General features: G+C 65.5%; 16 protein-coding genes and 2 pseudogenes. 6 read left to right on the forward strand and 12 right to left on the reverse strand.

The window, feature by feature from the left end; translation table 11 throughout:
- Positions 1-999: 999 nt before the first annotated feature.
- Positions 1000-2114, forward strand: a pseudogene (locus KFB96_RS09475) (reverse transcriptase domain-containing protein).
- 894 nt (positions 2115-3008) lie between these two features.
- Here the strand turns inward: KFB96_RS09475 and KFB96_RS09480 are convergent.
- Positions 3009-3605 (reverse strand): TetR/AcrR family transcriptional regulator, encoded by a 597-nt coding sequence (locus KFB96_RS09480; RefSeq protein WP_213462055.1) that lies wholly within the window; start codon positions 3603-3605, stop codon positions 3009-3011.
- 196 nt (positions 3606-3801) lie between these two features.
- Here KFB96_RS09480 and KFB96_RS09485 point away from each other — a divergent pair, with 196 nt between their 5' ends.
- The 3 genes from KFB96_RS09485 to KFB96_RS09495 all read left to right on the forward strand — a co-directional run bounded on the left by KFB96_RS09485 (position 3802) and on the right by KFB96_RS09495 (position 9962).
- Positions 3802-4980, forward strand: coding sequence for an efflux RND transporter periplasmic adaptor subunit (locus tag KFB96_RS09485; protein WP_213462054.1), 1179 nt, complete (start codon positions 3802-3804; stop codon positions 4978-4980).
- A 431-nt stretch (positions 4981-5411) separates the two neighbouring features.
- The gene (locus tag KFB96_RS09490; protein WP_213501913.1) at positions 5412-6278 is read left to right on the forward strand and encodes an IS110 family transposase; all 867 of its coding nucleotides are present in this window, start codon (positions 5412-5414) and stop codon (positions 6276-6278) included.
- Between the two features lie 528 nt (positions 6279-6806).
- Entirely contained in the window at positions 6807-9962 is a 3156-nt protein-coding gene (locus tag KFB96_RS09495) for an efflux RND transporter permease subunit (protein ID WP_213462053.1), read from the forward strand.
- Between the two features lie 119 nt (positions 9963-10081).
- Here the strand turns inward: KFB96_RS09495 and KFB96_RS09500 are convergent, their stop codons facing one another.
- Positions 10082-10444: an OB-fold nucleic acid binding domain-containing protein gene (locus KFB96_RS09500; RefSeq protein ID WP_300971476.1), complete on the reverse strand. Its 363-nt coding sequence runs from the start codon at positions 10442-10444 to the stop codon at positions 10082-10084.
- Here KFB96_RS09500 and KFB96_RS26650 point away from each other — a divergent pair.
- Entirely contained in the window at positions 10362-10811 is a 450-nt protein-coding gene (locus KFB96_RS26650; RefSeq protein ID WP_300971477.1) for a transposase, read from the forward strand. The genes KFB96_RS09500 and KFB96_RS26650 overlap by 83 nt on opposite strands.
- A gap of 94 nt (positions 10812-10905) precedes the next feature.
- Here KFB96_RS26650 and KFB96_RS09510 read toward each other — a convergent pair whose 3' ends face one another.
- The 6 genes and pseudogenes from KFB96_RS09510 to KFB96_RS26655 all read right to left on the reverse strand — a co-directional run.
- Positions 10906-11622 (reverse strand): ABC transporter ATP-binding protein, encoded by a 717-nt coding sequence (locus KFB96_RS09510; RefSeq protein ID WP_213462052.1) that lies wholly within the window; start codon positions 11620-11622, stop codon positions 10906-10908.
- The gene (locus KFB96_RS09515; RefSeq protein ID WP_213462051.1) at positions 11615-12871 is read right to left on the reverse strand and encodes an ABC transporter permease; all 1257 of its coding nucleotides are present in this window, start codon (positions 12869-12871) and stop codon (positions 11615-11617) included. Before KFB96_RS09515 ends, KFB96_RS09510 begins: the two co-directional genes overlap by 8 nt.
- Complete coding sequence (locus KFB96_RS09520; RefSeq protein ID WP_213462050.1) at positions 12868-14061, reverse strand: efflux RND transporter periplasmic adaptor subunit; 1194 nt, start codon at positions 14059-14061, stop codon at positions 12868-12870. Before KFB96_RS09520 ends, KFB96_RS09515 begins: the two co-directional genes overlap by 4 nt.
- Positions 14062-14612: 551 nt before the next feature.
- On the reverse strand, positions 14613-15362 hold the full coding sequence (locus KFB96_RS09525) for a hypothetical protein (protein ID WP_213462049.1): 750 nt from the start codon (positions 15360-15362) through the stop codon (positions 14613-14615).
- A 69-nt stretch (positions 15363-15431) separates the two neighbouring features.
- Positions 15432-15755, reverse strand: coding sequence for a hypothetical protein (locus tag KFB96_RS09530; RefSeq protein WP_213462047.1), 324 nt, complete (start codon positions 15753-15755; stop codon positions 15432-15434).
- Positions 15756-15952: 197 nt separating this feature from the next.
- Positions 15953-16173 (reverse strand): annotated as a pseudogene (locus KFB96_RS26655) (magnesium-protoporphyrin IX monomethyl ester cyclase); the annotation flags it as partial.
- Between the two features lie 344 nt (positions 16174-16517).
- On the opposite strand from KFB96_RS26655, the gene KFB96_RS09540 reads away from it, so the two are divergent.
- Complete coding sequence (locus tag KFB96_RS09540; RefSeq protein WP_213462045.1) at positions 16518-17090, forward strand: carboxymuconolactone decarboxylase family protein; 573 nt, start codon at positions 16518-16520, stop codon at positions 17088-17090.
- Between the two features lie 183 nt (positions 17091-17273).
- Here KFB96_RS09540 and KFB96_RS09545 read toward each other — a convergent pair whose 3' ends face one another.
- Genes KFB96_RS09545 through KFB96_RS09560 form a run of 4 tightly spaced genes read right to left on the reverse strand, consistent with a single transcriptional unit; the run spans position 17274 to position 23661 of the window.
- Positions 17274-18116 (reverse strand): hypothetical protein, encoded by an 843-nt coding sequence (locus KFB96_RS09545; protein ID WP_300971478.1) that lies wholly within the window; start codon positions 18114-18116, stop codon positions 17274-17276.
- Between the two features lie 11 nt (positions 18117-18127).
- Positions 18128-19348 (reverse strand): phosphoenolpyruvate carboxylase, encoded by a 1221-nt coding sequence (locus KFB96_RS09550; RefSeq protein ID WP_213462041.1) that lies wholly within the window; start codon positions 19346-19348, stop codon positions 18128-18130.
- Positions 19345-19986, reverse strand: coding sequence for a hypothetical protein (locus KFB96_RS09555; protein WP_213462039.1), 642 nt, complete (start codon positions 19984-19986; stop codon positions 19345-19347). The genes KFB96_RS09550 and KFB96_RS09555 overlap by 4 nt, the downstream gene beginning before the upstream one ends.
- Complete coding sequence (locus KFB96_RS09560) at positions 19987-23661, reverse strand: ATP-binding protein (protein ID WP_213462037.1); 3675 nt, start codon at positions 23659-23661, stop codon at positions 19987-19989.
- Between the last annotated feature and the right edge of the window lie 54 nt (positions 23662-23715).

Raw genomic sequence — 23715 nt, forward strand, 5'->3', positions numbered from 1 at the left:
TACTCTCAGGTATCTTGAATCATGTTCGTCTATTCGCGCCCATCGGCGAATCCTGCCATCTGCTTGGACGTATTCTCGCTCCGGAGTTTCGATGACGCGTTGAATCCACTCGTCTTTTATTATCGAGCGGTCCGGCCGACTTCGGACTGACTGGAAGTACTTTGTACATTTCACCGTGCGCCATCCTTCTCGGCATACCTGAATTATCGCGCGAGATAAGGGGTCACCATTTAGCCGACCCCGCCCCTTTTGCCCAATTACGGGGACAGTGCGGCCTGGCAAGGCCGCGTGTTCTAGCGGGTGGGAATCCCGCCTGGGTAATCGTGCGCCGCGAGCCCAGTATCGAGCCTTGCGGCGTGGACGGCAACGGACACGTCGATGCGTAGGCACGAAAGCAGGCGAGGTGCAAAGGTAACGGGTGGAGCCGACCTTGAAGGTGTTGAGCCCCGTAAAGAACAGTCGGGAGTGCCGACGGGTTTGTCCCTCCGGCAGGCAACAATCCGTGCTGCGCGATGGCGAGCGGTACGGATACTCCCAGGGTCCGAGGCCGTATCGAGCCTGACATGGAGAACACGTGGTAACCAGGGAGATCCACGTATCGGTCCGCCGGAGGCGGGCACCCGTGAACAAGTGTAGAAAGCGAGGACACGGACGGTGGTGCGTGGAAGTCGGAGCCATCCATACGAGCGATGACGCCCGGTAATGCGGGTCGAGCAAAGGGGTGGCGGTTTGAGACAACGCGAAAGCGACACACGGCCCTACGCCGAGAGGATTCTGTCCGTGACAACCAAACTTGAGCGTTTCACACTGATGGCGCGCGAGCAACTGCGAGAGCGGTTCAATTCTCTGATGGGGTTGTTGTTCGACCCCGAGGGCTTGCGCGAAAGCTTCGAGCGACAGAAAGGAAACAAGGCGCCCGGAGTCGATGGGGTAAGAAAAGACGACTACGGAAAGGACCTGGACGCGCAACTGGACGACCTGTCGGCGCGGATACGCCGAATGGGCTACCGGCCGCAACCGGTGCGGCGCAGCTACATTCCCAAGGGGGATGGACGCTACCGTCCGCTGGGTGTGCCGAGCTTCGAGGACCGATTGGTGCAGGATCGGCTCAGCCGCCTCCTGCAAGCCATCTGGGAGCCGGAATTTTGCGACTGCTCGTATGGCTTTCGTCCCGGTCGTAGCGCGCACGATGCGTTGCGGCGGGTCGCGGAGGTCATCACCAACGCAGAAACGCAATGGGTGGTTGAGGCCGACATCAAAGGCTTCTTCGATCATCTCTCGCATGCCCATTTACTGCGCTTCCTGGAGCACCGCATCGCCGATCCCAATCTTCTGCGGATCGTGCGGCGCTTCCTGAAGGCCGGCGTCATGGAAGACGGCGCATTCACGGCCAGCGACGAGGGTGCCCCGCAAGGGGTTTGGTCTCGCCCGTGCTCAGCAATATCTACCTGCACTACGTGCTCGACCTGTGGTTCGAGAGACGTTTCGCCAGGGGCTGTGCCGGCAAAGCCTACCTGATCCGCTACGCCGACGACTATGTCGCCTGCTTCGAGTACGAGGCCGATGCCAACGCCTTCCTGGCCGCCATGACCGAACGACTGGCGTCCTTCGACCTGGAAGTCGAACCGAGCAAAACCGCGCTGTTACGCTTCGGCAGCCACGCCCTTGGGCAACGTGCCGACACCGCGGCAGGATCGCGCACCTTCAGCTTCCTCGGCTTCACCCACTATGTGGGCCGTAGTCGTCGGGGCCGGTTCGTGGTCGGGCGCAAGACCGACGGCAAGCGCATGGCCAAGAAGCTCAAACTGTTGAACGAGCGACTACGCGGCCTGCGCACGCAGGGCGGGGCGGCCATGCTGGCCTACCTCGTGCGCCACCTGCGCGGGCATCTCCAGTACTACGGGGTGAGCGGCAACGGCCGCGCCTTGGCGAGTTACATCCACTTCGCCGGCGGCCTGCTGTTTAAGTGGCTAAACCGCCGCAGTCAGCGCCGCTCGTTGACCTGGAAGCGCTTCAGCGCCGCCATTCGCCCCCTGCTGCCGCGTGCTCGGATCATCCATGATCTCTACCCCGTCCCTTGGTGGATGACTCAAGCTGGGAGCCGGATGGTGTAACACTCCAAGTCCGGTTCTGCGAGGAGCCGGGAACGAACCGTCGTATGGCCGAGATCATGTGGCACCGCCGGGAAACCAGGCGGCAAACCGAGAACACAAACATCAGCCTAACCGACGGCAAGAACCCGGCTTACTCTCCGTTTACCTAATTTCGTTCCAGCAGTTCCAAAGATGTCCTTGGCGTGAGACCTGTCGCAAGCCAAGGCTCACAAGCGAAGCTTACTCGACCCAACCTTACTCATTAGGCGACGTTCTGCAACAGATTCGCGAAATCCTTTCCAGACGTCGGCCGAGGAAGCGGCTTATTATCGCACCTGTAGAGTTCAATCATTTCCTCCACAATTTGGCACAGCTCCTCAAAGACAGCCTTCTCGTCGTCACCGTGGCAGCCCCCGAACATTAAACCGGGACAGCGCCCCACATAACAGCCGTCTTCCTCAGACCATTCAACGATCTTTGCGTATCTGGCACTGTCTTTCATTTCACGAATTTTTGGAGGCACCGAAGTTCATTTTGGTTATTCCTTGCCGACGTGTTCTGAATTTCATGCGGCGTCGGCCAAGAGTAGCCTATGGATGCCTCAAGTCAACATTCCGCGTAATGGTCTCGATCAGAGGCTCTGCTGAAGTGTGTTCGACGCGGCTCTCGGGAACGGCGGGTTGGACGCGATGCTCTTGCCTGTCAGGGCGGCGGAAGAGGACGACTGCAAGTCGTCGATCCCAGGGGCGTTGTGCTCGATGACGCTTGGCGGTGGATCGGGGTGTCGCCGGGGCTGGCTCTGGCCTTGTGGGGAGGTCGCCGGGGTTGCGTAGCCTGTCTCGCGATCCGGCCGACGGTTGCCGAGTGGCTCGGCGCCAATCGATCCTCGGCCGGGAGTCGACGTGGGTCGAAGGGTCAGAGGAGCCCGCGCAAGGCGCTCCGCAGCAGCGGCAGCAGCGCCGCCTTGTCGAGATCGGGGTGACTGATGGCGCGACCCGACAGTCCGTCGAAGAGGGCCATGATGACCTCGATCGATGCGGCGGCATCACCGAGCTCCATCCCGCGGGCTTGGCGGGCGGCGCGATGCAGGGCGCAGAGTCGCTCGCGCTTGGCGGCGTCGGCGGCGCGGACGATCGCGGCGACGGCGGGATTGCGGGCGGCCTCGGCGAGGATCTCCATCTCGAGCGCGGCGGTGTCCAGGTCGGTCTTCTCGTTCAGGCCCACCTCGACCCGGTCGATCATCGCTTGAAAGAGGTCGTCTTCACTCTCGAATTGAAGGACGATCTCGAGCGAGCGCTCCAACTTGCGCTGCACCAAGGCGCCGATGATGGCCTCCTTGCTCTCGAAGAAGTGATAGATGTGGCCCGGACTCATCCCGGCCGCCTTGGAGATCTTCGCGATACTGGTCCCGTGAAACCCCTCGCGCACGAAACAGGCGGCCGCCGCATCGAGGATCTGTTGGCGCCTCGCCTGACCGCGGTTGGGTTCCTGCTCTTGATTCGGCCCCTGCATTCTTGCTCCTCCGTTGGCTGTTCGCGCCGTTGCGCGGGCGCTCTTTATTGACGGCGCCGCAACGGCTCGAACCGCGCACGCCACCTTCACCTTGACCTCGCCGACTCGCGGGTCTAAAGTTCGGTCACGAACTAGAATGAACGTTCACTCTACATGAGTCAACGGTCGACATCGACACCGCACTTCGAGGTATCTCATGGGATCCGCCCGCCGTCACATCGGCATCGCTCTCGCTTGGCCGATCGGCATCCTCTTGCTCCTCGCCGGCTGCAATCAGACGCCCGGCAGCAGCGCCGCGCCCGCGGCACCTCCACCGCCCGAGGTCGGCACGGTCACGATCGTCGCCCGCCCGACCACGCTGACGACGGAGCTTCCCGGTCGTACCGTACCTTATCGGATCGCGGAGGTGCGACCGCGCGTCAGCGGCCTTATCCAGGATCGGCTCTTTACCGAAGGCGGCGAGATCAGCGCCGGCCAGGTGCTCTATCAGATCGATCCGGCCGTCTACCAGGCGGCCTACGACAGCGCGGAGGCCGCGCTGGCACGCTCGCAGGCGACCCTGGATCGGGCGCGGCTGAAGGCCGATCGCTATGCGCTTCTCGCCAAATCCAAGGCGGTGAGTCAGGAGGACAACGACGACACGCAGGCGGCGCTCAAGGAGGCCGTGGCCAGTGTCGCCGTCGATCAGGCCGCCTTGGAGCGTGCGCAGATCGACCTCGCCTACAGCCGGGTCGAGTCGCCGATCGCCGGGCGGATCGGCCGCTCGACCGTCACCCAAGGTGCCTTGGTGACGGCCAACCAGGCCGAGGAGCTGGCGACCGTGCAGCAGATCGATCCCATCTATGTCGACCTGACCCAATCCAGCACCCAGTTGCTGAAACTGCGCCGCGCCTTGGCCGATGGTCGCCTGGAGACGCCGGACGGCGCGCAGGCGAAGGTGACGCTCATCTTGGAGGACGGCCGGGTCCATCCGCATGCGGGACGCCTGGAATCCTCGGAGGTCACGGTTGATCAGGGAACCGGCACGGTCACGTTGCGGGCCACCATCCCGAACCCCGAACAAGAGCTTCTGCCGGGGATGTTCGTCCGCGCCCGGGTGGAGGAAGGCATCCGCCCGGACGCCATCCTGGTTCCGCAACAAGGTGTGCAGCACGATCGTCGCGGCAACCCGATCGTCCTGGTCGTCAACGACGAGGGCACGGTGGAGGAGCGCAAGATCGAGACGACACGCACCATCGGCGACCAATGGCTGGTGGAGGCCGGGCTCGAGCCGGGCGATCGCGTCATCGTCGAGGGCAGCCAGAAGGCGCGCCCGGGGACGCAGGTCCGGGTGATGGACCTGAGCGATCAGCCCGGCTTCGCTGCGGTGAATTGAACCCTGTAGTAGGGGCGACTTAAGTCGCCCCTTGTATGTTCTGTTCTGAAGGGATTGACAAGGAAAGCGATAAACGGACTTTATGAAGAGTGCCCGGAAGCCGTTCGCCCCTGAAGCCTGGATGTCGTGTTCCGCTGTTCAGAGCTTGCATGTAGATGGGCTCCCCGCCCTCTTCGCCCATACCGAAGAGTATCCGAGGCCGTGGACATGTCCGGGAGCCTGCATACACAAGGTCGGTAGGCGAGGGTACAGGGTCGGGGAACCGGGAATCATAATATCGCGTTGCATCCTGAAGAGACAGACGATGAATACAGCCGGAATCGATGTGGCCCACAAGACCCTGGCGCTGGCCGTCAGCACCGAGGAGAAGCTCGGCAAGGTCCGCGAGTTTGCCAACACACCAAGCGGTCATGCCGCGCTGATTAAGCGCCTTGCAAGGTGCGCGGGTGGAGCGGGTGTGCCTGGAGGCGACCGGCAGCTATCACCTGGACCTGGCGCTGGCCATCGATGCGGCCGGGTTGGCGCTCATGGTGCTCAACCCCAAGGCCGCCAAGCGCTTTGCCGAGGCCTTGCAGACGCGCAACAAGAGCGATGCGGTCGATGCCGGGGTGCTGGCGCAGTTTGCCCGGCGCATGCCGTTCGAGCCATGGCGGCGCCCGGCGACCGAGGCACTGGAGCTGCGCGCCTGCGCCCGGCGCCTGGAGGCGTTGGTGGTCGATCGCACGCGGGCGAAGAATCAACTCCACGCGCTGCTGCAAAGCACGACCACGCCGGCCGTGGTGCTGGATGACGTGCGCCTGAGCATCCACCAGTACACCGCCCAGATTGATGCCCTGCGTGACTGGGCCGATGCGCGCATCAGCGCCGACGAGGAGCTTGCGCAGGTCTACCGGCTGCTCACCGGCATCCCCGGCATCGCCGCCGCCAGCGCCATCCAGCTCATGGGTGAGCTGCTGGTGCTGCCCGAGGACATGCGTGCCAAGCAATGGGTCGCCCTGGCCGGACTGGATCCGCGCCAGAGCACCTCGGGCACCAGCGTGAACAAACCCCCGCGCCTGAGTAAGGCCGGCAACGCCCACCTGCGCAAGGCGCTGTTCATGCCCGCGCTGAGCGCCGCGCGCCATGAACCGCACGTCAACAGCTACTACACGCATCTCATCGAAGCGCGCGGCCTGAAGAAGATTCAGGCCATCTGCGCGGTCATGCGCAAATTGCTGCATGCCATCCATGCCATGCTCAAGCACCGCCAAGCGTTCGACGGCAGCCGCTTCTGCTTGCTTCGCGAGGCCGCGGCATGAGCACCTCGGCGATGTCCGCCACGGCACCCTCCTCGGTTGGCCCGACAGCACGCGCGTGGCCGTCCAAGAGCCGCCGCCAAGACGAGCGCGTTCAACCACCACGGCGCAGGGCATTCATTGATCAAAAACCAGCAGCAGTCGCGTCGCAGACGCTCGCAGCCAGCAGCGGCTTCAGTGCGGCGCAGTGTGGGCAACGGGTGAATGAGTGTGGTCAAGGTGGGGGCAACCCGCCGGGAGCGGGTTGTCCCCGGCTTGTCCACACGCCCGCTTGCGGCATTCACGTGTTGTCCACACGGAGTCCGCCCGCGCCCCACCCGCAGCCAAGCCCCATCCATCATCGAAGGTGGGTCCGATGGGGTTGGCAGCTGCTCAACGACCATCCCGCCGAAACAACGATGAGGATAGAAAAAAATGATGGATAGGAGGCAAATCGGACTTGCGTCAGAACAGAGTATCTACACGCCCCTACATGCCGACGGCTGACCGCGCTGCGCAACCCACACTCCCGAACCAAGGACCCCAAACCCCATGGCCCGTTTCTTCATCGATCGACCCGTCTTCGCCTGGGTCATCGCCATCGTCATTATGCTCGCCGGGGTGCTGTCGATCCTGACCCTTCCGGTTGCGCAATATCCGAGCATCGCGCCGCCGGCGATCTCCGTCACCGCCAACTATCCGGGTGCCTCGGCCCAGACGCTGCAGGACTCGGTGACCCAGGTCATCGAGCAGCAGATGAACGGGCTCGACGGGCTGCGCTACATGTCCTCGACCAGCGAGTCGACCGGGATCGCGACCGTGACCCTGACCTTCGACAACGGCACCGACCCCGACACTGCCCAGATGCAGGTCCAGAACAAGCTGCAGACGGCGACGGCGCTCTTGCCCGCGCAGGTGACGCAGCAGGGGCTGCAGGTCGCCAAATCGGTGCGCAACTTCATGATGGTCGTCGCCTTCGTCTCGCGCGACGGGCGGCTCGAGAGCGCGGATATGAGCGACTACATGGCCAGTCTGGTCAAGGATCCGCTCAGTCGCGTGCCCGGTGTCGGCGAGATCACGCTCTTCGGTGCCCAGTATGCGATGCGGATCTGGCTCGACCCGAACCGACTCAATCAGTTCGGTCTGACGCCTGCCGATGTCGCAACCGCCATCAAGGCCGAGAACGCCCAAATCTCGGCCGGTCAGCTCGGCGCCGTTCCGGCCGAGCCCGGCCAGCGGCTCAACGCCACCGTGAACGTGCAAGCCCGGCTCAACACGCCCGATGCCTTCGGGGAGATCCGGCTGCGCACCGCGGCCGACGGCTCGACGGTCTATCTGCGTGATGTGGCCCACATCGAGCTGGGCAGCGAGAGCTACAACACCGCCGCCTTCCACAAGGGCAGCCCGGCCGCCGGCATGGCGATCCGTCTGGCGGCCGGGGCCAATGCGCTGGAGACCGCGGCGGCCGTCCGCGCGCGGCTCGATGAGCTCGCGCCCTTCTTCCCGGCCGGGGTCGAAGCGGTGTTTCCCTACGACACCACGCCCTTCGTGAAGATCTCCATCGGCGAGGTGATCAAGACCATGATCGAGGCGGTGATCCTGGTCTTCCTGGTCATGTATCTGTTCCTGCAGAACCTCCGCGCGACCCTGATCCCGACGCTCGCCGTCCCGGTGGTCTTGCTCGGGACCTTCGGGGTCCTGGCGGCCTTCGGCTACTCGATCAATACCCTCACGCTGTTCGCGATGGTGCTGGCGATCGGTCTACTGGTGGACGACGCCATCGTGGTGGTCGAGAACGTCGAGCGCGTCATGCACGAGGAGGGTCTGCCGCCCAAGGAGGCGACACGCCGCTCCATGGATCAGATCACCAGTGCGCTGATCGGCATCGCGCTGGTGCTGTCCGCCGTGTTCGTGCCCATGGCCTTCTTCGGCGGCTCGACCGGGGTCATCTACCGGCAGTTCTCCATCACCATCGTCTCGGCCATGCTGCTGTCCGTGGTGGTGGCGCTGACCCTGAGCCCGGCCCTGGCGGCGACCCTGCTCAAGCCCGGACATCAAGGCGAGCGACGCGGTTTCTTCGGCTGGTTCAACCGCAACTTCAACCGCGGCACGGGAGGCTATATCAAGGGCGTGAAGGGCATCCTGGGACGACGTAAGCTGTTCCTCGTGGTCTATCTCATGCTCGTCGTCGGCCTGGGCCTGTCCTATGCCCGCCTGCCGACCGCCTTCCTGCCGGACGAGGATCAGGGCATCCTCATCACCCAGGTGATGCTGCCGGCGGGGGCGACACGCGAGCGCACGCTGGAGGTGCTGCGCGAGGTCGAGCGCCACTTCCTCGAAGACGAGTCCGAGGCGGTTCAGGAGCTCATCACCGTGGCCGGTTTCAGCTTCGCCGGACAGGGCCAGAACATGGCCTTCGGATTCGTACGCATGAAGGACTGGGACGCGCGCAAACGGCCGGACCTGAAGGTGAAGGCGGTCGCCGGACGGGCGATGAAGGCCTTCTCGCAGATCCGCGATGCGCAGGTCTTCGCCTTCGTCCCGCCGGCCGTTATCGAGCTCGGCACCGGCACGGGCTGGGACGCCCAGCTGCAGGATCTGGGCGGCGTCGGTCACGAGGCACTGATGGCCGCGCGCGGTCAGTTCCTCGGGATGGCGAATGCCGATCCCGCCCTCGCCGCGGTCCGACCCAACGGGCGCGAGGACGAGGCGCAGTTCAAGGTCGAGATCGATCGCACCAAGGCCGGCGCGCTCGGTCTCTCGCTCGCGGACATCAACACCGCGCTCGCCGCCGCCTGGGGCAGCGCCTATGTCGACGACTTCGTCCACGAGGGGCGGGTGAAGAAGGTCTATCTCCAGGCCGACGCGCCCTATCGCATGGTGCCCGAGGATCTGCACGACTGGCATGCACGTAACGCCGACGGCGAGATGGTGCCCTTCTCCGCCTTCGCCAGCGGCAGCTGGGTCTTCGGCTCGCCCCGCCTGGAGCGCTACAACGGCCTGCCCTCCGCGCAGGTGATGGGGCAGGCCGCGCCGGGGGTGAGCTCGGGCGAGGCCATGGACGCGGTCGAGGCGTTGGTGACAAAGCTCCCGCCCGGGATCGGTCTGGAATGGACCGGGCTGTCGTTCGAGGAGCGCGCAGCGGGCGCCCAGGCGCCGTTGCTCTATGCGCTCTCGGCGCTGGTGGTCTTCCTGGCGCTCGCCGCACTCTACGAGAGCTGGTCGGTGCCCTTCGCGGTCATCCTGGCGGTGCCGCTCGGGGTGTTGGGCGCCGTGCTCGCCGTCACCGGACGCGGACTGCCGGCCGACATCTATTTCCAGGTCGGACTGCTCGCGACCATCGGACTCTCGGCGAAGAACGCCATCCTCATCGTGGAGTTCGCCAAGACGCTGCAGGAGCAAGGCAAGGACGCGGTCGCCGCGGCCTTGGAGGCGGCGCGGCTGCGGCTGCGGCCAATCCTCATGACCTCGCTCGCCTTCGGCTTCGGCGTGGTGCCGCTGGCTATCAGCTCGGGTGCGGGCTCGGGGGCGCAGAACGCGATCGGTACCGGCGTGCTCGGAGGCGTGATCGCCGGCACCCTGCTGAACATCCTCTTCGTGCCGCTCTTCTTCGTGGCGATTCGGTCGCGGCTCGATCGGCGGACGGCTCGGGAGCCATCGGGGCAGGCCGTCACAACAGCGCCGACACCGACGCCGGCAGAGACCTGAGGTAAATTCCGGGAAGGCGCCGACCAACCAAGGGGCGACTTAAGTCGCCCCTATCTTCCTTGCAGGCACGCGCAGTCGGGATGCCTATACCCGGAAATCGAGCGACACGGGTGATGCTCTCAATGAAAATCCCGGCTGTAGTTCGCCTCGATCCGGACCTTCAGCAGTGACTGCGGGTCCCGGAAGGCGTCCGCGATCAGGTGCGGCACGCTGTCCTGCTGCTGGATCCGTCCGGTGACGCCGAGCAGGTTCGTGGTCTTGATCAGGCGGGCGTAGCGTTCGAGCACCTGATTCCGGACCACGAGGTTGACGAAGCCGGTCTCGTCTTCGAGGGTCATGAAGAGGACGCCCGATGCGGTCGCGGAGCGCTGACGGCAGATCACCAGACCGGCGTAGCGCGTGCGCCGCCCATGCCGCAGCGCCCTCACCTCGGCGGCATCGGGCAAATGTTCCGCGCGAAACCGCTCGCGCAATGGCGCCAAGGCTGGCCGACACCGGCTATCACAGCCAAGAGAACCTCGAGCGCTGCGCCGCCGCCGGCATCGACCCGTATATCCCCGAGGCACGCCAGCACCACAATCCGCCCTTGGCCGAGCGGCTCGCCGACGACCCGCCCGCCCCCAAGGCCAGCCGACGCCGGCCGACGCCAATGCGCATCGGCTGCGCACCCGCGACGGCAAGGCCCGCTATGCCAAGCGCAAGGCCACGGTCGAGACCGTCTTCGGCATCATCAAGCAGGTACTGGGCTTTCGCCAATTCCTGCTGCGCGGTCTGCGTGCGGTGCAGGGCGAGTGGGCGCTGGTGTGTATGGGATGGAATCTCAAGCGCCTTTTTCCGCTTAAAGGATGAAAAAGAGAGCAAGATCGCGTAATTACAGCGGAGGGACTGATGCGTTGCTGTCGGGCTAAAGCCCGACTCACAATCGGCTTAATCCACAGTCGGCTTAATCCAGCGCCCGTCCCTCGCCGGCCTCCTCGTGCGTGCGCCCGTCGCGGATGTGATAGATACGCCGGAAGGTCGGGATGATCTTCTCGTCGTGGGTAACGACGATGACGGCGGTCCGATATTGCAGGGCCATGCGGTTGAGGATACGGATGACGCCGAGGGCGCGCTCGCTGTCGAGCGGCGCGGTGGGCTCGTCGGCGAGGATCACCGGCGGGCGGTTCACCAGGGCACGGGCAATGGCGACACGCTGTTGCTCCCCGCCGGAGAGCTGCGAGGGCATGGCGCGGGCGCGATGCTCGACATCCAGCGCCGCAAGCAACTCGCGCGCCCGCTCGCGCGACTCGCCGTTGGGACGGCCCGCGAGCATCGGCAGCAGGGCGACGTTGTCGGTGACGTCAAGGAAGGGGATGAGGTAGGGCGCCTGGAAGACGAAGCCGATCTTGTCCCGACGCAAGGCGCGCAGATCCCGGATGCGCCAGCCGTTGTCGTAGATGGGTTTATCGCCCAGGATCATGCGCCCGCCGGTGGGCTCGATCACGGCACCCAAACACTTGAGAAGGGTGCTCTTGCCGGACCCCGAGGGCCCGACGAGTCCGACCACCTCGCCCGGGGCGACGGCCATGTCGACACCCTTGAGCGCGTCCACCGCGGTGTCGCCGCTGCCGTAGCGCTTGCGCAGCCCCTCGATGCGAATGCCTTGGGTGTCGTCAGCCACCGATGGCCTCCGCGGGGTCGACCCGCAGCGCGGCGCGGATGGCGACCAGGCTCGCCAGCACGCAGATGATCACCACGACCAGAAAACCGCGTGCGGCATCGCCGGGGAGCAGCAGGACGTATTTTGGAAAGATGGGCGCCCAAAGGGTCGCCACGGTCTTACCGACGATGAACCCGATCACCCCGAGCCCGAGCGCCTGTTGCAGGATCATCCCGGCGATGGTGCGGTTGCGCGTGCCGATGAGCTTGAGTACGGCGATTTCCCGGATCTTGCCGAGCGTGAGGGTGTAGATGATGAAGGCCACGATGGCCGCGCTTACCACCGAGAGGATCACCAGGAACATGAAGATCTGACGGGCGGAGGTGGCGATCAGCTTGGCCTGGAGGATCTCGTTCATCTCGGCGCGGGTGTAGACGGTCAGGTGCTTCCAGCGTCGGATGTCGGCAGCGACCTCATCCGCGTCGGCGCCGGGATCGAGACGCACCAGGATGGCATTCACCGAGCTGCTCTGGGTCTGGGCGGCCAGCACGGCATCGAGCACCTCAGGCTGACCGGGCCGGTTGAAGACGGGGTTGGCCGCGGTGCGGCGACGCTGCGCGATGATGGCGTCGTTGTCCTTGAGAAACTGCGCCTCCTGGGCGTCCTTCAGAGGGATGTAGACCATGGGGTCGCCGCCCGAGGAGACCGCGCGCCGGGTCAGCCCGACGATGGTATAGAGATTGCGGCGGATGCGCACCTGCTCGCCGAGCCGAAAGCCGGTGGTCACGTCAGCGACCGCCTCGTAATGACCGCGCGTGAGATGGCGCCCGGCGACCAGAAAGGGCGGTTGGCCGGGCTCGCCGAAACCGCCGGGGACCACGCCGACGATCATGGCGCGGCGCTCACGCGCGGCCTCGTCGCCGGCCGGATCGCCGGTCTGATTCGGGGCTGCCTGATTCGGGACGACAGGCCGCACCTGCATGGTCAGATAGGTGACGTTGGCCGCGCGCGCGACGCCCGGCAAGGTCAGGATGCCCCGATAGAGGTCGTCGGCGAGCGTGGACGGCTCAGCGTAAGGGCCGAGCGTGTCTTTCTGCACCGCCCAGAGGTCCGCCCCGCTGTTGTCGAGCAGCACCTCCGCATCATCGACCATCCCGCGGTAGATGCCGGCCATGGAGAGTGTCACGCCGATCAGGAGCCCGAGACCCACACCGGTAAAGACGAACTTGCCCCAGGCATGGAGGATGTCGCGCCCGGCGAGGCTGATCATCGGGGCAGACCGGGGATCTGCTCGACGATCTCGACCCGACGTCCGGGCCGGAGCGGGACGCGCGAGTGCAGGATCACGCGATCGCCGGACGCCAGGCCGTCGCGGATTTGGACCCAACCCTCCAAGTCCCGCGCGCCGGTCTCGACCGCCGCGAAGCGCGGACCGGCGTCATCCAGCACCCAAACACCGAGCTGGCCGTCGCGCCGGTGCAAGGCGGCATTGGGCAGCGCCGGGGCCGGTTCGAGCGGCGCTAGGGCCACGGTCACCTCGGCCAGCTCGCCGAGTCGGGGCAGCGGCTCGGGCAGCGTCGAAAACGCGATCTTGGCGCAAAACTCCTCGGTGACGGCGTCGGCGCGCGGCTCGATCCGCAGCACCTCGCCCGGCAAGGTCTCCAGCGGCAGCGAGCGCAGCGCGATGCGGGCGCCCAGATCGGCACGCAGCGCCCCGGCGCCGAGCTGATCGAAGCGGACATCGATCCAGAGTCGGCTCGGGTCGATCACCTCCACGACCGACTGACCCGCCACGACGGTGCTGCCGGGCTCGGCGTCGCGCGAGACCACCAGCGCGTCCACCGGCGCGATCAGGCGCAGATTGGCCCGCTGCTGCACCAATGCCTCGCGCTCCGCACGGACGCGGACGAGATCCTGCTCCGCGGATTCCAGATTGGCCACGGCCAGCGCCAGGCCCGCCTCGGCGACCTGGGCCTCCTGACGCTTCGCCTCCGCCGTATCCTCGCTGGCCGTGCGGGACAGCAGAAGCTGCTCGTAGCGGGCGACTTGGGCACTGGCGAAATTCCGCCGCGCCTGCGCATCGCCGACCTGTGCATGGGCCGCGACCACCCCGGACTCGGCGCGGCGCAGTGCCGCGTCCGCCGCGGCAACGCGGTCGTCGAGATCGACCGGATCCATCTCGCCGAGCAGTTGCCCGGCCTCGACCCGATCACCCACCTGCACCTCGACACGCCGCACCCGACCGGCAAAGGTCGGGCCGATGCGGTAGGTGTAGCGCGCCTCGACCGTGCCGACTCCGAACAGGGTCGGGGTGACGGGACGCATCTCGACGGTGGTCAGGGTGACGGGCACCGGGGCCAGCGGACCCGAGGTCAGCGCCAGCCAGAGGAAGGCGCCGATGAGCGGGACGAGCACCGCGAGCAGGAAGACGATACGCCGGCTTGGCTTGGGAAGGTTCATAGGAAGCTCAGAAGCAATGGCGAGCGACTCCGGGGAGTCGGTCGAGAAGGGTGTGTCGGCGTCGGAAAACGCCTTGACGACCCATCGAGGTCCAGGGGTTGCGGAACGGCACGGGGATCGAGATCACAGGCCAATGCAAGGGACAGAGACATTCCGAACGAAAGCGGACATCCAAAGCATCTCGCGCCTCCCGGGTTAGGAGAAGCATGGGGATGGAGACGTACCTCGGCCTTGACTTAGGTCAAAGGTGCGCGGTGCACGCTCTCCGGGTGAGTCGATCCGCCGTTGGGACGCTCGCCATCGACCCCGTCGAGGAACCGCATATAAAGCGAGTGGCTCGGGCTGCTCGTGTGCCCGGGCCGTGGATCAGAAGCTTGCCCAGACCCGGAAGGCAAGGAGGTCGTCCACGTCCGCCAGGTTCTGGTTGGGTACCGCATTACCAGGCAACCCCGGGGCCTCGAAGTCGCGGAACTGGAAGTCGGCCAGCACCCGCACCTGTTTGTTGAAGCGGTCGGTCAGGCCCAGGATCAGGGTGTCGAAGCGGCGCTCGGTCAGGGGCTCTTGGTGGCGCGGTTCAGGCGGTCGAAGCGAGTGCGTAGCTCCAGTTTTCCGAAGAGGGTGTAGCCGCCATCCAGATACCAGCCATCCGCCTCCTCCTGCGGCAGAACCTCGTAGGAGGCGACCAGATTGCCGTTGTTGCTGACCGCGCCCGGCACCGCGATGCCATCCGTGCCGTTGAAGATCATTCCGTCGGCCTTGATCCACTCCGCCGCCGCGCGCCAGGGCCCGCGGCGGAAGGTGGCGCCCAGCCCGTAGCGCTCGCGGTCGAAGGCTTGCTTCGTTTGCGCCAGCCCGGCGCGAATCTCGCGCCTCCCGTCCTGGTGCCAGGCGAAGAGCTTGAGCCCCTCGCGGAAGGGGCCGGTGCCGCCGAAGACAAGCTCCGAGCTCCAGTAGAGGTGCCGTTCGGGCTGCCCGCTCCCCCAGCCGTTGTAGATCGCAAGTCCGGTACCGGTTCCCGCCATGAGGGCATAGGTGTGTTCCTGGGCCCCGGTCGTGAAGGCGTCGAAGACCTGAATGCCGGTGTCGCGCCAGCCGCTCGCCGGGCCCGTCGGGTCGTTGGCGTCCCGGCTGGGCAGCCCGTCGCTGTCGAACGGCAGCTCATTCACTATCTGGCTCCCGACACTGGTCGGGTTGTTGTAGTCCCGTAGGATCACGGGTGTCATGCCCTCCTCGGAGCCGGGCATGAAAAACTGACCGATGCGGACCCGTGCATGGGGGATCCGGTTCAGGGTCAGGCTCACATCGGTGAACTTGACGTTCGGGGTGCCGTTGGAGGAGATGGCGTTGTCCCCCGCCAGGGGTGAGACCCACTAGTTCAGCTTGCCGTCGAGGAGCCGGCCGCGTACACCCAGACGTGCATGGGAGAACTGAAGGACGGAGTTCTCCTCGAACTTGAGTGGGATCTGATTCAACACCATCGATTGTCCCTGCCAGGGACCCGCGGTCAGGGGGCTTCCTCTGGTCTGCTGCGGGTCGATACCGATGAAGCCGAAAGCCTTGGAGGCGGGAGCCGTGGCGGGCTCGGTGCCTTGGCGCATGATCCAGTTGGTCGCCATGACGGGGGTGGCCGGGGTGAGACCAGCCCCCAGGGCGGCGGTGATGAGACATCGATGGGCGGGCGTAAGGGTTGTCATGTCGAGCGCCTGCAATTGTTAAACCGTTCCTATTCGATCATCACCTTGACCGACGCCTTGGGCAGCGTCGTCGGCGCGACCGTGAGGGCATCGATCTCGGCCTGGTCGAGCTGCTCCTTGCCGCCACCGCAGGCCATGATCCGGGCCTGGACGTCGCCCTTGATTTTGCGGCTGTGTTTGGCCTTCCAATCGGTGCCGCTCTCGGCGACGCGGGTGCGTTTGGGGTCGAAGCGGTCGAGCTTCAATTGCGCCGCCGCCTCGGTGCCGAGCGAGACATGAATCAGGCCGGCCTTGCGATAGAGCGGCAGCACGTCTTCGTCGCGCAGGATGTCGGTGACGCGGGTGTTGAGCAGGTGTAGGGACAACCGCGGGCCATGTTCGGGATGGCGACGCGCTTGTTGAGCGGGATGTAGTTGTACTCGGCGGCCAATTGCCGGCGATCTCGGCGCCGCCCGAGTGGTACGTCGGGCTCGATGGGCTTTGCTCTGGCTCGTCCACCGGCCGCCTCTCTGAGCAAGCCCCGCCGGGTCGAGCGCAACCCTTCGAGACGCCAGGCAGGTGGAAGAGGACGACGGCAAGTCGTCGATCCCGGGAGGTTACCGCTTCGGGCCGATCGCCCAAGAAGTCGGTCGGCTCAAAAAACCTTGCCTCGGATGCGCCGACGTCTGCTGCGCCGCACCATTTGCGGTACAATAGTTGCTAATTCTCTGATGGACCTTACGGTCCCAATGCCTTTTCACGCACCCATCGGCAGCAACGCATATGAGCAGTCCCGACACCTTCAAGCAGTCCCTGACCCGCGCCCGCGAGTACGGTCTCGAGGAGTTTCTCGAGATCATCAGCGAGATGTCTCAGGTCAGTACCCGCAAGGGCATCATCGATCGGAAAAACAAAGAGCTGATCACCTTGGGTATGGCCCTGACGAAGCAGTGCAGACGCTGCATCGACATCCACACCAAGGAGGCCATCCGCCTGCACGTCATGCCCGGCGAGCTCACGCAGGTCCGCAAGATTGCACTCTTTCTCAAGGCCAGCCCGCGTGAAGGCGGCGAGATGTGGGAGTCCTGGGAGGATTCCTGGCGCGAATACGTCCTCGGGCGTGGACCGATCCAGCATCATGTCCGTGAGCTGATCGCGTTGGGCATCGCGCTCGTGGAGCAACGCCGCGACCATATCCACCTGCACGCGCGTGCCGCGCTCGATTTCGGTGCACCGCCCGAGGAGATCTTCGAGGTGATGCCGATCGCCCTGCTCATGGACGGCGCACCGGCCCTGTCGCAAATCCCACATCTCGTCGATGCCCTCGACGGTCCCCCCCTTGCGATGAGCGCCTAAGCAACGGTTCAAAATCAACCGAAACACGTAGGATGGGTAGAGCGAAGCGAAACCCATCCAGCCCGCACCCAGCGCATCAGACGGAGACCGAACCCCGTCAACGGCGCAGCTTGGAGGATGGGTTTCGCCGACGCTCTACCCATCCTACGTTTGAATCAAGGTGTTCACCTTGTTTCTGTATGGTCACTCAGCGTCGTCGCGTATCTGTACGGTCGTTGAACGGTCGCCAAGGGAAATCCTCCGCAACGCGGCTCCGAGCGCCAGCATATGCTGTTGCTTGAGGCTGATCCGCGCGGCCTTCATCGCGTCCCAGACGGGTTGCCAACCACCCAGATCGGCGTTGTCCAGATGACGGGCCTCCCGATGCTGCCCGGCGAAATGCTCCGGGCTGCCTTTGGCCAGCAAGGCATCGGTCAGTGTCGGGGCCAACAGGGCGTCGGCCCGCGGCAGGGTCAAGGCGATGAGCAGACCGGCCGGATCCCAATCGGGAAAGACGGTGACGGGGATGTGTTCGGGGAGGATGGACAGCAGGTTGCGGGTCCCTCGGGCCAATCCAGCGTGGCCGCGATAGAGGACCAGCGCATCCGCCAGCTCGGCGGGCGAGCGGAAGGCGTACCAGTCGTCGAAGCTGTCGAGGTTCTCGATGACCACGACCTGAGCGATGGCGTCCGGATTCAGGCCGGAGACGGGCACGCGCAAACTCAAGTCGGATGCGAGCGGCGGCAGGGGTTCGGGCAGTCGGCCCTTGACCAGGACATACCGATCGTCCGGGCGCTCGCGGGCGATCTTCTCGTCGATGGCCTCGGCCGCGACCTCGCGTCGATTGCCTTGCGGAAACCCCTCCAGCGGATCGAAGCCCCAGGCCGACCGGCACTGCTCGCGTAGGAGTCGGCGTTGCTCGGCATTGAAATGGAGGTTCCGATCCCTCGGCTCTCCGATCTCGAAGGCCCTGTGGATCTGCTCCCAGACGGCCGATCGAGGCACCCTGTCGAGACGTTCGCGCAGCAGTCGATGGACCGCCTGCATGTGGCGTCGGCTCAGGCCAGACACAGACGCAGGTCCCGAATGATGAAGTTGCCGCTGAAGAGTGGATGGACCTCGCCGATGGTCTCCAGCTCGAAGTGCCGCTTCTGCTCCTCGGGCAGGCCCTCGTAGCCGCCGAGCACCTGGTACAGCCAGCTTTCGGCGTCATTGGACAGGGACTGGCGGTCGCGATACTCCAGGGCCGAGAGCGGCTCGCCGCTGTCGATGACCTCGCAGAAATAGGCGTCCACGGCGGCGCGGATCGCGCTGCTCCTCACCTCGAAGTCATCGGGCACGGTCAGCGTCAGCGCCGGTGCCTCGGCGAGGGCTTGAACCCTCGACTCGCGCGGATGCAGTGATCGGACCTGCGCCAGCAGGGCCAGCAGCTCGGCCTCCCGGGTCGGATCATGCAGACTCAGGCTTGCCGGGGCCAATGCAGGCGCGGCGCGGTTGACCAGCGCCGGGATGGCGCTGCCGGCGGCGTGGGGACCCACCTGGTACTCCGGGTGCTGGGTCAGATGCAGCAGCCAACCCTTGATCAGCCGGGTGCGCCCGCGGATCTCGCGGAAACGTCCCAGGAGCTCCAGCAGCCGGCCCTGCACGATGCTCAGCTCTTGAGCACAGGAGCCGATGGTGCGCTGCAGGTTGGTCACCAGCAGATGACGCAGCTCGCGCAGATCGCCGGCAGTCTCCGCAAGCACCTCGAAGCTGACCAGCTCCAGCCCGGCGAGCAGCTCGCTCACCTGGGACTGTGCCAGCTCGTTCTCGCGAATCTTGGCCTCAAGCGTGCCGACATACCCGAACTCGTTGTTGATGCGGCTCCAGAGCACCCGGATACTGTGACTCAGGGTCTCGCCGAAGGCATAGACGTGCTCCCTCAGATCGCCCAGATAGGCCTCGGCGGCGGCGTAGTCGCCCTGGTGACGGGCCTCCTTGTAGTGGTCGGCGAGTGTCTTGAAGGTCGCGAGCGCCGAGCCGGTGTTGGCATCGATCCGGCGGTTGCGGTCATCGCGCAGGGCCTCCTCGAGCAACGCCCGCACTGCCCGACGCAGGTGCAGATCGGCGCCGGGCTCGGGACGGTAAAGGATGCTGTCCTTGAGCAGGCGCTCGCGCACGCCGGGTTCGAGCGCCTGATCCGCAATCGATCCGGACAGATAGGCGTCCATGATGGGCTCGGCATGACGGGCGAGTTGGCGCAGAAAGCTCAATCCGGCCTGCTTGAGATGGTCGCTCACAGCAGCTGCCCCTGAATGGCGGACTCGGCCTGGCCCTCAAGATTCAGACCCTCGGCGTCGTCGATGAAGCGGATGACCTCGTAGAGATAGTCGAGCTTGCCGGTGGCCCGATAGATCTGTTTCTGGGGGTTGGGACGGATCAGATAGCCCAACTTGCACAGCCGCGTGAAGAGCTGCTTGATCTGGCCATCGACATCGACGCTTTTCGAGTGGAATAACGAATGGCGGCAAAGCTGGCTCAACTGCTCGCGGAAGGCCGGCGTATCCTCGATGACGGTCTGCAGCTCGTTCAGTCGAATCGGCATGCCCTCGGTCAAGGGCGCGTCCTGTCCGGCCGCATCCTGCACCAGCACCAGCCATTCCACCAGCGGCGTCAGGGCCTGGCAGATGTCGCGAAACTGCTTGCCGATGGCCTCGCGCTCGGCATTGCCCAAGGCGCGGTAGCCGCAGAAGAACACCTCGGTGTCCGGGCCGGTGCCGATCGCGACCACCAGCCGGTTGAGCTGCCCGAGATAGGCGTCCACCTGATCGCGATTGGCCTGGACCCGCAAAAAGCGCCAGCCGTCCTCGTTGGTGGTGCGGCAGATGAAGGCGCCATCGAGCAGTCGCTCGATGACCTGTCCTTTGGTCGAGAGCATCTAGAGCACCTCCGTGGTCAGGCGTTCACGCAGCTTGGCCGCGATGGGATCCGGGCGCGGCTTGACGATCTGGAGCTGGCGGGTCTGCTTGTCGACGATATAGCGGTTGGCGAAGAGCCCCAAGACCTCGGAATCCGGATTGGGAAAGGCGCCGAGCACGCGGATATTGTTGCCGGTGCAGGCGTCGAAGATCTTCTTCACGTTCTGGTGGTGCAGTGTCCCCAGCTCGTCGATCGGCCAATGGATGGTGACGGGCGCGCCGCCGCGCAGCAGGCGGGTGAAGGCGAGTAGGAACTTGCAGAGAATCAGATAGGCCATGCCGTGGCTGGAGGATTCGTTGAGCTGGCGGTCGGTGCGGATCACCAGGTCGCTGTGGCCCTCGCGCAGGCGCAGCTCGATCTCGAGCAGACCGGCCACACCCCCGCTCAGGGCCGAGCGGCCGATGATGTCCAGCGCCCGGCGCAGGCTACCGATGTAGTCCTCGCCGGGCAGGCCGTTGAAGTCGTCCTCGCGCCACGCCTGGAAGGCCGCGATGAAGGCCCGCAGATCCGGCCAGAACTCCAGCTCGCCGATGCGCGAGCGGATGCGCACCGCGGAGTCCGAGACGCCGTCGAGACACAGATCCTCGCTGACCTCGCGGGTGATGCGCGCGCTCTGCGCGGCGATACGCCGATCGATATCGGCCAGGACATCGTAGTAGTTGTTGAGGTCGAGACCGAACAACCGGCCCTGCTCGCGCAGGGCCGTCAGGCTCTGAGGCACCATCACGGTGAGCAGCTGCTCCAGGTGCGGCACCAGCTTGCGATGATCCAGGCGGCGAATCCCCTGCTCGCCGACCAGCAGGCTCTCCTCGCGGCCGCGCTCCCAAAATTCAGCCAGGCTGGAGCCGGACTGACCGGCGATCAGCGCGTCGAAACGCTCCACATGCGCCTTGACCGCACCCAGGGTCTGCTCGCGGCGGTACAGCAGCTCGTCGCCGAGACGCAGACGCTCGTCGATCTCGCCCTCAGGCGGTGCATCGTCGCGAGGCAGCTTCATGGCGTTGAGTCGAGCGAGCAGACCCTTGAGTTTTCCCAGTTGCTCCTCGGCCTCGTGCTTACGACGCCGGGCATGCTCCCGGCCCTCCGTCAGTCGGCCGCGTTCGCGTTTGAAGTCGTCGGTGACGGACTTGAGCGCTTGGTCGAGTGTCGCGGCGCGGCGACGGCTGTCGTCCAGCTCGCCCTGGAGTTTCGGTTTGCGCGTGACCCAACTGAGCCGAAACCAGTCATCGTACTCCCGCACCTCGGCACGGCGACGCTCCGCGCTCTGGATCCGCGCGGTCAAGGCGCCGATCTGTTCTTTCAGCCCGATGATGTCCTGCTCATCCACGCCACGCGACTTCAGCTCGCCGTTGAACCAGGCGGAACAGGCGTCCAGCTCGGTCTTGGCGGCGCGCTGGCTCTCGTCCGTGGACTCGCGCAACTGCGCAAGTTCGAGATCCAGCCGCGCGATGACCTCCTGCCAGTGTGCCTTGAGCTCCAAGTCTGCGACGCCGTGTCTGGCCTGGAGGTCGTCCAGCCACTGTCGGTGCTCGCCGGCGAGCTGCCGTGTCCGCGTATCCAGCTCGGTCAGTTGTGCGCGCGCAGCACTCTTGCGTTCGCGTAGCGCCGCGTCGAGCTGTTCCTTGCGGGCGCGCCGTTCGTCCTTGAGGCGGCGCAAATCGTCGCGCTGACTCCGCTGCTTGGCGCGGGCGAGGGTCAGCGCGCGATGTTGCTCCTCCAAGGTGCCGACAAGATCGCTCAGGACCTTCTCGGCGGCCTGCTTTCGATTCTCTGCGTCCGTCAGCGCATCCTCGGCGAGCTCCAGGCGCCGACGCAGATCCGTCTCGGACGCGGCATGCTCGGGCGGATCGATGACCGAGAGATCCAGGCGCACGCCGAAAAGCGCCTCCTGCGTCGGCTCGATCAAGGCCGGCTTGAGGTCGGCGCGCTGCAGGAGGGTCGGCTCGATCACCCGGCCGAGATGCTCCTCCCAGCCCGGCTGCTCGCTGCGCAGGAATTCCAGCAGACTGTGCCGACCGGGATAGAGCAGGCGCTGAACATCCTCGCGCTGCGCCTGGCGTTGGCCGACCCGCTGACCCACCTCGCGCAGTGCTTCATCCGCGTCATCGCGTTGTCGGCGCAGCGTCTGCTCGCGGCCGTCCTGCTCTCGCACCCGGACATCGGTAGCCTCGACCGCGGCCTCGGCCTCCTCCAAACGCTGATCGAGGATCGCCAGCGAACGATTCTCCTCCTCGGTGAAGCCGGCGCTCTGGATCCAGACGTCCAGACGCTCGCGTTCGAGCGCGTACTGGCCCTCTTGTTTGCGAAAGGTCTCGATCCCGCCCTCGCGCTCTTGGTGCTGGCGCTGCGTCAGGGCTTCGAGCTCGCTGTTGCGCTGCTCGATCAGGGCGGTGCGCTGCTCGCCGAGATCGGCCTGTCTGGTACGCAAGTGTTCCATGCGGCGGTCGCGCTGGTCTTTGATCGCTTCGCAGCGCACCTGATATTCACGCTCGACATCCTGATGTTGCTCGGTGAGCAAACGATAGCGACCGCGCAGGTTTTCAAGCTCGTCGCTCCAGATCGCGATCTTGTCCAGATCGGCCCGCGCCTGCTCGATATCGGCCTCCAGAAAGACCTGATACTGCTGCTCGATCTGCTTGAGCTCGTCGTCGGCGCGGCTCATCTCGCCGCGCGCGGCGGAGATGTCCTGGTTGAGCGCGTCGCGGCGCTCATTCCAGCCGTCTTCCAAGTGTTTGAGTGCGAAACCGGCCTGCTCGATGGCCGCGCTGCTCTCGTCCAGGGTCTGCTGCAGCCGGGGCTCGTCGATCCGGTAGCCCCGCAGCAGACCACCGAGGCGCCGCTCGCAGTCCAGCAGATCCTGGTACTCGCGCTCCAGCTTTTCGAAGTCGGGACGCAGCGCATCGAACCCCTGTACGAGCTGGCTCTCGCGAATCCAGGCATCCACCTGCTGGGGCTTGAGCTGCGAGGTCGGCGGATTCACGCCGTCTTCTTCGAGGATGGCGGCAATCATGGAGCGCACGGTTTCCATCTTGCCCTCCCGCGAATGCACGGCCTGGGCGAGCTTTTCGATATGACGCAGCGAATGCCCGGTATCACACAGCGAGAACTGCCGGGCCAGCGCACGCAGCTCGCCGCTGTTGCCGCGCGCCGCAAGCTGGCCGCGATCGTTCTGCAGGATGGCGCGGTACTCGCGGGTGTTGAGCAACCCGCTGACGGTCGCGCCGGCCTGCTTGAGTTGCCGGCCCAACTCGGCCATGCCGAGACAGATCAAGGTGTCGCCGGGGCGGGCACGGGTGTAGTCGCCCAGGTCGAAGGCTTTGCGGATCAGACGATAGGCGACACCCTTGCCGTCCGCGGCGGCGGCCAGCACGGCCTGACAGGGCTCGCCGTCCAGGCTCAGGTATTCGTAGATGATGAAACTCTGCTCGGTGGGCAGGTACCAACGCTGGAAACTGTCGCGGGTGGCGGGCACGACACGGCTTGGATACTCGCCGTAGAACACGGGCACCAACCGCTGCAGGGTCGTCTTGCCGGAGGCATTGGTGCCGCAGATGTTGGTGTGGTCGTTCAGGAGGAGCTCGACCACGCCGTGGAGGTGGGTGTTGATCAGGATGATGCGGTTCAGGCTGGGCATGCGGATCCTTCCAGGAAACGGGGTGCGTTGATCGTGAGTCCGGCCATTTCGATG

Origin of the sequence: Thiocapsa sp. (genome assembly GCF_018399035.1) — a bacterium.
Lineage (GTDB): Bacteria > Pseudomonadota > Gammaproteobacteria > Chromatiales > Chromatiaceae > Thiocapsa.

What these genes read in the sequence shown, in the direction of transcription:
- KFB96_RS09545 (WP_300971478.1), bottom strand. Translation starts at nt 18,116, where the DNA reads ATGCAGGCGGTCCATCGACTGCTGCGCGAACGTCTCGACAGGGTGCCT.
- KFB96_RS09495 (WP_213462053.1), top strand. Translation starts at nt 6,807, where the DNA reads ATGGCCCGTTTCTTCATCGATCGACCCGTCTTCGCCTGGGTCATCGCC.
- KFB96_RS09485 (WP_213462054.1), top strand. Translation starts at nt 3,802, where the DNA reads ATGGGATCCGCCCGCCGTCACATCGGCATCGCTCTCGCTTGGCCGATC.
- KFB96_RS09560 (WP_213462037.1), bottom strand. Translation starts at nt 23,661, where the DNA reads ATGCCCAGCCTGAACCGCATCATCCTGATCAACACCCACCTCCACGGC.
- KFB96_RS09480 (WP_213462055.1), bottom strand. Translation starts at nt 3,605, where the DNA reads ATGCAGGGGCCGAATCAAGAGCAGGAACCCAACCGCGGTCAGGCGAGG.
- KFB96_RS09530 (WP_213462047.1), bottom strand. Translation starts at nt 15,755, where the DNA reads ATGACAACCCTTACGCCCGCCCATCGATGTCTCATCACCGCCGCCCTG.
- KFB96_RS09555 (WP_213462039.1), bottom strand. Translation starts at nt 19,986, where the DNA reads ATGCTCTCGACCAAAGGACAGGTCATCGAGCGACTGCTCGATGGCGCC.
- KFB96_RS09520 (WP_213462050.1), bottom strand. Translation starts at nt 14,061, where the DNA reads ATGAACCTTCCCAAGCCAAGCCGGCGTATCGTCTTCCTGCTCGCGGTG.
- KFB96_RS09515 (WP_213462051.1), bottom strand. Translation starts at nt 12,871, where the DNA reads ATGATCAGCCTCGCCGGGCGCGACATCCTCCATGCCTGGGGCAAGTTC.
- KFB96_RS09540 (WP_213462045.1), top strand. Translation starts at nt 16,518, where the DNA reads ATGAGCAGTCCCGACACCTTCAAGCAGTCCCTGACCCGCGCCCGCGAG.